This window comes from Streptomyces sp. NPDC059456 (assembly GCF_042750055.1).
GTDB lineage: Bacteria > Actinomycetota > Actinomycetes > Streptomycetales > Streptomycetaceae > Streptomyces.
Map to the genome: position 1 here is coordinate 1 of NZ_JBHYVA010000453.1, position 7,063 is coordinate 7,063.

Genomic DNA, 7,063 nt, shown 5'->3' on the forward strand with positions numbered 1-7,063 from the left:
CTGGCTTCTTTTGGTGCTGGGCGGCGGCGCGGGCTCCCCGGCCGCGGACCGGCTGCCGATCGACGCCGTCGAGGACCTGGTCGGCGACCGGTACGCGGACGTCATCTCGGTCCACCCGGACCGGGTGCGGCTGCAGCGGCAGCTCCCGGCGGAGGACCTGTTCGGCGGGGCGCGGCGGCTCGACGCCATCGGCATAGGGCTCAACCTGCTGGTGCAGAACTTCTCGGGCCGAAGACTCGTGCGGCTCACGGAGGCCGGATGCCGGGTCCGGCTGCTGTTCCTGAACCCGGCCAGCAGCGCCGTCAAACGGCGCGAGCGCGAGCTCGGCCTGCGCAAGGGCGAGCTGAGCCGCTCGGTGGAGATGAACATCCTGCACGTGCGCCGGGTGCGGGCGGGGCTGCGGGACCCTTCGCGGTTCGAGATCCACGTCTTCGACGAGACGCCCCGCTTCACCGCCTACCTGGTGGAGGGGGAGTCCTCGGGCATCGCCGTCGTGCAGTCGTACCTGCGCCGGGCGCGCGGCATGGAGGCGCCGGTGCTGGTCCTGCGGGGCGGTGGCACCCGCGGCTCCTCGCGGGACGCGGAGCACGGGCTGTTCCCGACGTACCGTGAGGAATTCGAGTCGATCTGGCAGGACTCCCGCCCGGTGTCATGACTGTCAGTGCCCCGTGGCAGGCTGAAAGTCGTTGACCGAAGGCGTACGGGGGAGGGGCACGGGGTGGAGGACTGGCGCGGCATGGGGGACTGGCACGGCGGCGTGCTGATCGGATTCGACCTGGAGACGACCGGTACGGAACCGGGGGAGTCGCGGATCGTGACGGCGGCGGTGGTCGAGGTGCGGGCCGGGCAGGTGCGCGACCGGCGCGTCTGGCTCGCGGATCCGGGGATACCGATTCCGGAGGGCGCCTCGGCGATCCACGGGATCAGCACGGAGCGGGCCGTGGCGGAGGGCCGCCCGGTGCGGGAGGTCGCGGACGAGGTCGCGCGGGCGCTGGTGGAGCACTGGCGGCGGGGTGCGGTGGTCGTCGCGTACAACGCGGCGTTCGACCTGACCCTGTTGACGGCGGAGCTGGCCCGGCACGGGCTGCCCTCGCTGGCCGACCGGCTGGGCGGGGCCCAGACCGGCCCGGTGGTGGACCCGCTGACCATCGACCGGGCCGTGGACCGCTACCGGCGCGGCAAGCGGACGCTGGAGGCCGTGTGCGGGGTGTACGGGGTCACCCTGGACGCCGCGCACGATGCGGGTGCGGACGCGCTGGCCGCGGTGCAGGTGGCCCGCGCGATAGCCGCCCGCCACCCGGAGGTGGCGGGGCTCACCCCGGCCGATCTGCACGCCCGCCAGGGCGGCTGGCACGAGCGCTGGGCCCGCGACTTCCAGTCGTACCTGCGCCGCCAGGGCACCCCGGACGCGGTGATCGACCCGGCGTGGCCCCTGCGGAGCCTGCTGCCGGCCTCCGCCTGAACCGCGGAGGGGCGGGCCGGCCGGTGCCGTAATCGTGTTGACCGCCCCGGCGGGCAGTGCTGGAGTCGGCACGTGGACAGCATCCCCGCCAACCGGCGGCTCTGGAACCGGATCAGCAGCGCCTACCAGCACGAGCACGACCCGCAGATCGGTGCCGCACCCCGGTTGTGGGGCATGTACTCCGTCCCCGACGCGCACCTGCGCGCCCTGGGCGACGTCACCGGCAAGCGCGTCCTCGAACTCGGCTGCGGCGCCGGCCAGTGGTCCAGGGCGCTCGCCGCCGAGGGCGCCACCGTGGTCGGGCTCGACCTGTCCGAGGCCCAACTCGCGGCAGCGGCCGGCGCGATGGGAGCGGCCCGCTACCCGCTGGTGCAAGGCGCCGCCGAACGGCTCCCCTTCGCCGCCGAATGCTTCGACCTGGTGTTCTGCGACTTCGGCGGGCTCAGCTGGGCGCCCCCGCACCTGGCCGTCCCGCAGGCCGCACGCGTCCTGGGCCGGGGCGGGCGCCTGGTGTTCAACGTCGCCAGCCCATGGTTCGAAGCGTGCTACGACGAAGCCGCCAGTCGCGTGACCACGACGCTGCGGCAGGACTACTTCGGGCTGAACACCATCGCCGAAGGCGACGGCGCGACCAGCTCACCTACGGCGACTGGGTCAGGGTCCTGCGCGGCGCGGGTCTCGTCATCGACGACCTCATCGAGCCGCGGCCCGGCCCCGGCACACCCAACGGCTACAACGAAACCGACCCGCCCGACTGGGCGCACCGCTGGCCGGCGGAACTGCTCTGGGTGACCCACAAACCGTAGGAGACGGCCTAGACGGGCCACTCCTCGCAGTACTCCAGGTGGAGGTCGCGGTCATGGGGGTGGCAGTACAGCCGGCGGCAGTAGTGCACGGGCCGGTGCCTGAACAGCTGGCCGGGGCCCGAGCGGGCGAGGTCGGCGAAGAGTCCGGCGCCCACCCGGAACATCGTGGCGCTTCCCGTCATGAACAGTGTTTCGCTGTGGATGTCCTGGTGGAACCGGTCGTGGTTCTCCCGGTGGTGAAGGTCCGGTACGCCGGGGTCCGCGTCCGGGTCGGGGCCGGGCAGGTCCACGGTGCGGGGCCGCCCGGGGCCGAGCCGGCCGCGGAGCTCCTTCCAGCGGGACGGGGCGAACTGCAGGGAGTGGTGCAGCAGGACCAGGTCGAGCGGGCGCCGCCCGCCCGAGGCCCCCTCCGGTCCGTGCTTCGCGTTGGCCCGGATCGGCAGGTGGACGAGGGAGCGCGGCGAGGTGGCGGCGAGGGCCCAGAGCCCTGCGGCGAGCTGAGCGCCCTCCTGGTCGAACCAGCCGTTCAGGAACCAGGGGTCGTCGAAGAGCACCGCGCGGGCCGGAGTCCGGGCCGGGCGTATGACCTTGTACTCCGTCGCGCCCAGGCGGGCGGTGTGGAACGTCGTGTGCAGTCTCATGTGTGCACCTTGGTACGGCACTTCCTAGAAGGCGTGCCACCGCATTTCCGGGTCGCCGTCACGCAGGGAAGCCACCCGGCGCCGGAATTCGGCCAGCGCGCCGGGGTTGGTCGGGGCGTGCTGGGCCACCCAGGCACAGCTGGCCGTCTCGCGCGCACCGCGCAGCACCCGGCAGCCCTCCCAGTCGCGCACGTCCCACCCGTACGCCTCGACGAAGGCCTCGTACGACGGCGCCGGCAGCCCGTACCGGTCGCGGGCGAGGGCCATCACCACCAGATCGTGCTCGCGCAGGTCCGCCGAAACGGTCTCCAGATCCACCAGGACCGGCCCGTCCGGCCCCACGTGGACGTTGCGCGGAAGGGCGTCGCCGTGGATCGGGCCCGGCGGCAGGTGCGCGGTGAGCGCGGCCACCTCGCCCGCGTACGCGTCGCGCCGGGCCCGCAGGTACGCCGCGTCGGCCGGGTCGACGGCCTCGCCGGCCAGCCGGAGCCACCGCTCGACCCCGCCCAGCAGGTCCCGCGCGGGCAGCGCGAACGGGGCCTGCGGAAGGGCGTGGATCTGCCGCAGCAGCGCCGCCAGGTCCTCGGGACCGGCCGGACGGACCGCGTCCGCCAGGCGGTGCCACACCGTCACGGGATGCCCCGCCACCAGCCGCGGCTTCGGCTCGGCCGCACGGACCGCCGGGATCCCGGCCCCTTCGAGCCAGCCCGCCACCGTGAGCTCGCGCTCGGCCCGCTCCAGCAGCGACGCCTCCCGGCCGACCTTCACCACCAGGTCGCCGGCCGCGAACACCGCGTTCTCGCCCAGGGCCAGCAGAGCGGCGTGCCGGGTGAAGCCCGCCGCCGTCAGTACGTTCCGGGCCTGCGCCTCGTCCATGCCGTGTCTCCGGATGCGGATCGTCGTGAATCCGCCAAGTCTCGCATCCGGGCGCGCGGCCGCTGCCCGTGCCGAGCGGCGGACGGAGGGAGATTGGCCGAATCCTCGTTGCACGAGACGTCTCGTCTCGTTAAAGTCGGCGCATGACCTCAGCGAAGCCCGCCCACATCGCCATGTTCTCCATCGCCGCCCACGGACACGTGAACCCGAGCATCGAAGTGATCCGCGAACTCGTGGCCCGGGGCCACCGCGTCAGCTACGCGATCCCCGCGTCCTTCGCCGAGAGGATCGCGGAGACCGGCGCCACCCCGGTGATCTGGAAGTCCACCCTGCCCACCGACGACGAGCCCGAGGCCTGGGGCACCGAGCTCATCGACAACATCGAGCCCTTCCTGAACGACGCCGTCCAGGCCCTGCCGCAGCTCGCGGCCGCCTTCGAGGACGACGCCCCCGACCTCGTCCTCCACGACATCACCTCCTACCCGGCACCCGTCCTCGCCCACCACTGGGGCGTCCCCGCCGTGTCCCTCTCCCCGAACCTGGTCGCCTGGACCGGGTACGAGGAGGAGGTCGCGGCGCCGATGACGGCCGCCCTGCGGGCCTCCGAGCGGGGCCGGGCCTACTACGCCCGCTTCCGGGAGTGGCTCGACGAGAACGGCATCGACGAGGACTCCGACCGGTTCGTCGGCCGTCCGCGGCGCAGCATCGTGCTCATCCCCCGCGCCCTCCAGCCGAACGCCGATCGCGTCGACGAGTCCGTGTACACCTTCGTCGGGGCCTGCCAGGGCGACCGCAGCGCGAGCCAGGGCACCTGGCAGCGCCCGCCGGCAGCCGAAGGGAAGAAGGTGCTGCTCGTCTCCCTCGGCTCCGCCTTCACCCGCCGGCCCGCCTTCTACCGGGCCTGCATCGAAGCCTTCGGCGACCTGCCCGACTGGCACGTCGTCCTCCAGATCGGCAGGTTCACCGACGAGGCCGACCTGGGCACCGTCCCCGCCAACGTGGAGGTCCACCGCTGGGTGCCCCAGCTGGACATCCTGCGCCAGGCCGATGCCTTCATCACCCACGCGGGCGCCGGCGGCAGCGCGGAGGGCCTCGCCACCGGCACCCCGATGGTCGCCGTCCCGCAGGCCGTCGACCAGTTCGGCAACGCCGACGTCCTCCAGGGACTCGGCGTCGCCCGGCACGTCCCCATGGAGGAGGCCGACGCCCGGACCCTGCGCGAAGCCGTCCTCGCGCTCGTCGAGGACCCCCAGGTCGCCGCACGCGCCGAGGCCGTCCGGCTCCGGATGGCCACGGAAGGCGGCGCGCGACAGGCCGCCGACCTCATCGAGGCCGAACTTCCCCCGGTGTCGGTGCGCCGCCCTATCGTTCGGGCATGACCACGAAGAAGTACGCGGCCCTGCTGCGCGGAATCAACGTCGGCGGGGCCAAGAAGGTCCCGATGGCCGAACTGCGCGAGGTCCTGACGGGCCTCGGCCACACCGGTGTGCAGACCTACCTGCAGAGCGGCAACGCCGTCTTCGCGACCACCGGCAAGGACCCGGCCGCCCTGGCCCGCGAGCTGGAGCGGGCGATCGAGGACCGCTTCGGCTTCGCGGTGGCCTGCCTGGTCGTGGACGGGGCCTACCTGCGGGCCGTCTCCGAGGCCTGCCCCTTCCCGGCCGCCGAACTGGAGGGCCGGCAGCTGCACGCCACCTTCCTCTCGGCGCAGCCGGGCGAGGAGCGGTTCGCCGCGATCGACGGGCCCGCTTACCTTCCCGAGGAGTTCCGGATCGGCGACCGGGTCGTCTACCTCTACGCCCCGGACGGCCTGGGCCGCTCCAAACTGGCCGAAGCCCTCTACCGGCCCGCCGTGTTCAAGGGGATCGACGCAACGACCCGCAACTGGAACACCGTCGTCAAACTCGTCGAACTGACCCAGGACTAGGGCCGGGCCGGTCAGCGGCACAGGGCCGTGTCCACGACGTGCTCGACACGGTCCATCACCGCCTTGTCGGCCGGCTGGAGGGTCACCGCGACGTTGGCGGCGCGCCGCCCGTCTTCGGTGACACCGCCCCGCGTCTCGTATCCCGGGAAGCTGCCGCCGTGCCCCCAGTAGACCCCGCCGCACGACAGCGGTCTGCTCACCAGCCCCAGTCCGTAGCGGGCCCCGGGGCCGAAGTACGGGGCGGGGACCGTGGTGCGCATCTGGTCGAGCTGGGCCTTGGGGAGGAGACGGCCTCCCAGGAGTGCTCCGAAGAACCGGTTGAGGTCGGAACCGGTGGATATCAGCTGGCCGGCCGCCCAGGCCCAGGACGGATCGATCTCCGTGATGTCACGCAGCGGTGCGCCCGCCGCCTCCTGGTAATAGCCCTGCGGATGGGGTCCCCGGAGTGTCGTGTCCCCGGGTGCGGGGAAGGAGGTGTGGCGCAGCCCGAGGGGCGTGATGATCCGCCGCTCCATCTCCTCCGCCAGGGGCCGGCCGGTGACCCGCTGGATGATGAGCCCGGCCAGTACGTAGTTCGTGTTGCTGTACGCCCACCCCGCCCCGGGGGCGAAGTCCGCCTTGTACCCGAGCGCGATCTCGACGAGCTCGCGCGGCTCGTAGGGGCGGGGCCGGAGGTCGGACCGGGTGTAGTCGGGGATTCCGCTGGTGTGCTGGAGGAGTTGGCGGACGGTGATGTGGCGGCCGTCGATGCCGTCGCCGTGGAGGAGGCCGGGCAGGTAGGTGTCGACGGGACTGTCGAGGCTGATCTTTCCCTCGGCGACGAGTTGGAGGGTGACGACGGCGGTGAAGGTTTTGGTGTTGCTGCCGATCCTGACCTGGCCGTCGTCGGGTACGGGGGAGCCGGTGGTGAGGTCGCCTACGCCGGCCGTGTGGGTGCGGGTGTGGCCTGTTCGGTCGGTGATGCTTGCGAGTGCGGCGGGCAGGCCGTCGGTGTGTACCAGGGCGTTCAGGCCCTGTTGTACGGTGTCGGGCCGTCCGGTGGCCGCCTGTGCGGCGGGTGGTGTCAGGATGCCCGCCGTGACGGCCGCGAGGGCGAGGGCGGCGGCCGCGGCCGGCCTGCCGCGGCGCCGGCCTTCGGGGCGCCGGCCGTCAGGGTGCTGCCTGAGGGGGCGGAGGGTGGGCGGTGTCTGCTCGGACATGGGGCAACTCCAGTGCAGTCGTGGGGAACCCGGTGGTCCGGCGGAGACCTGGACGGTCCCTGCCGGCCGGGCAGGACACGATCATGGGCTGCGCGGGCACGACGGCACATCGCGGAAAAGCGGGAGAAGATCCTCCCCCGATCGGGGGAGGC

At 73.1% G+C, this 7,063-nt stretch carries 6 protein-coding genes and 2 pseudogenes; 5 read left to right on the forward strand and 3 right to left on the reverse strand.

Annotated features, from left to right (window positions below; genetic code table 11):
• The 3 genes and pseudogenes from ACFXA3_RS30040 to ACFXA3_RS30050 all read left to right on the forward strand — a co-directional run.
• On the forward strand, positions 1-655 hold a 655-nt coding region (locus tag ACFXA3_RS30040; RefSeq protein ID WP_385191731.1), incomplete at its 5' end, for a DUF5919 domain-containing protein.
• An 81-nt stretch (positions 656-736) separates the two neighbouring features.
• Positions 737-1,462 carry a 3'-5' exonuclease gene (locus ACFXA3_RS30045; RefSeq protein WP_385191738.1) on the forward strand — a complete coding sequence of 242 codons (726 nt, stop codon included), beginning with the start codon at positions 737-739 and terminating at the stop codon, positions 1,460-1,462.
• Positions 1,463-1,534: 72 nt separating this feature from the next.
• A pseudogene (locus ACFXA3_RS30050) lies at positions 1,535-2,268 on the forward strand (class I SAM-dependent methyltransferase).
• Between the two features lie 8 nt (positions 2,269-2,276).
• On the opposite strand, the gene ACFXA3_RS30055 reads toward ACFXA3_RS30050, so the two are convergent.
• Both ACFXA3_RS30055 and ACFXA3_RS30060 read right to left on the reverse strand, forming a co-directional pair.
• Positions 2,277-2,909, reverse strand: coding sequence for a hypothetical protein (locus ACFXA3_RS30055; protein ID WP_385191733.1), 633 nt, complete (start codon positions 2,907-2,909; stop codon positions 2,277-2,279).
• 24 nt (positions 2,910-2,933) lie between these two features.
• Positions 2,934-3,785, reverse strand: a complete 852-nt coding sequence (locus ACFXA3_RS30060; RefSeq protein WP_385191734.1) for a phosphotransferase enzyme family protein — start codon at positions 3,783-3,785, stop codon at positions 2,934-2,936.
• Positions 3,786-3,878: 93 nt separating this feature from the next.
• On the opposite strand from ACFXA3_RS30060, the pseudogene mgt reads away from it, so the two are divergent.
• A pseudogene (gene mgt / locus ACFXA3_RS30065) lies at positions 3,879-5,164 on the forward strand (macrolide-inactivating glycosyltransferase).
• Positions 5,161-5,712 (forward strand): DUF1697 domain-containing protein, encoded by a 552-nt coding sequence (locus ACFXA3_RS30070; RefSeq protein WP_385191735.1) that lies wholly within the window; start codon positions 5,161-5,163, stop codon positions 5,710-5,712. Before mgt ends, ACFXA3_RS30070 begins: the two are co-directional and overlap by 4 nt.
• Positions 5,713-5,723: 11 nt before the next feature.
• Here the strand turns inward: ACFXA3_RS30070 and ACFXA3_RS30075 are convergent, their stop codons facing one another.
• Positions 5,724-6,911, reverse strand: coding sequence for a serine hydrolase domain-containing protein (locus ACFXA3_RS30075; protein ID WP_385191737.1), 1,188 nt, complete (start codon positions 6,909-6,911; stop codon positions 5,724-5,726).
• Positions 6,912-7,063: the final 152 nt, after the last annotated feature.

Bases quoted from the DNA above. Each gene is read 5' to 3' on its own strand.
- ACFXA3_RS30055 (WP_385191733.1), bottom strand. From the start codon at position 2,909: ATGAGACTGCACACGACGTTCCACACCGCCCGCCTGGGCGCGACGGAG.
- ACFXA3_RS30045 (WP_385191738.1), top strand. From the start codon at position 737: ATGGGGGACTGGCACGGCGGCGTGCTGATCGGATTCGACCTGGAGACG.
- ACFXA3_RS30070 (WP_385191735.1), top strand. From the start codon at position 5,161: ATGACCACGAAGAAGTACGCGGCCCTGCTGCGCGGAATCAACGTCGGC.
- ACFXA3_RS30060 (WP_385191734.1), bottom strand. From the start codon at position 3,785: ATGGACGAGGCGCAGGCCCGGAACGTACTGACGGCGGCGGGCTTCACC.
- ACFXA3_RS30075 (WP_385191737.1), bottom strand. From the start codon at position 6,911: ATGTCCGAGCAGACACCGCCCACCCTCCGCCCCCTCAGGCAGCACCCT.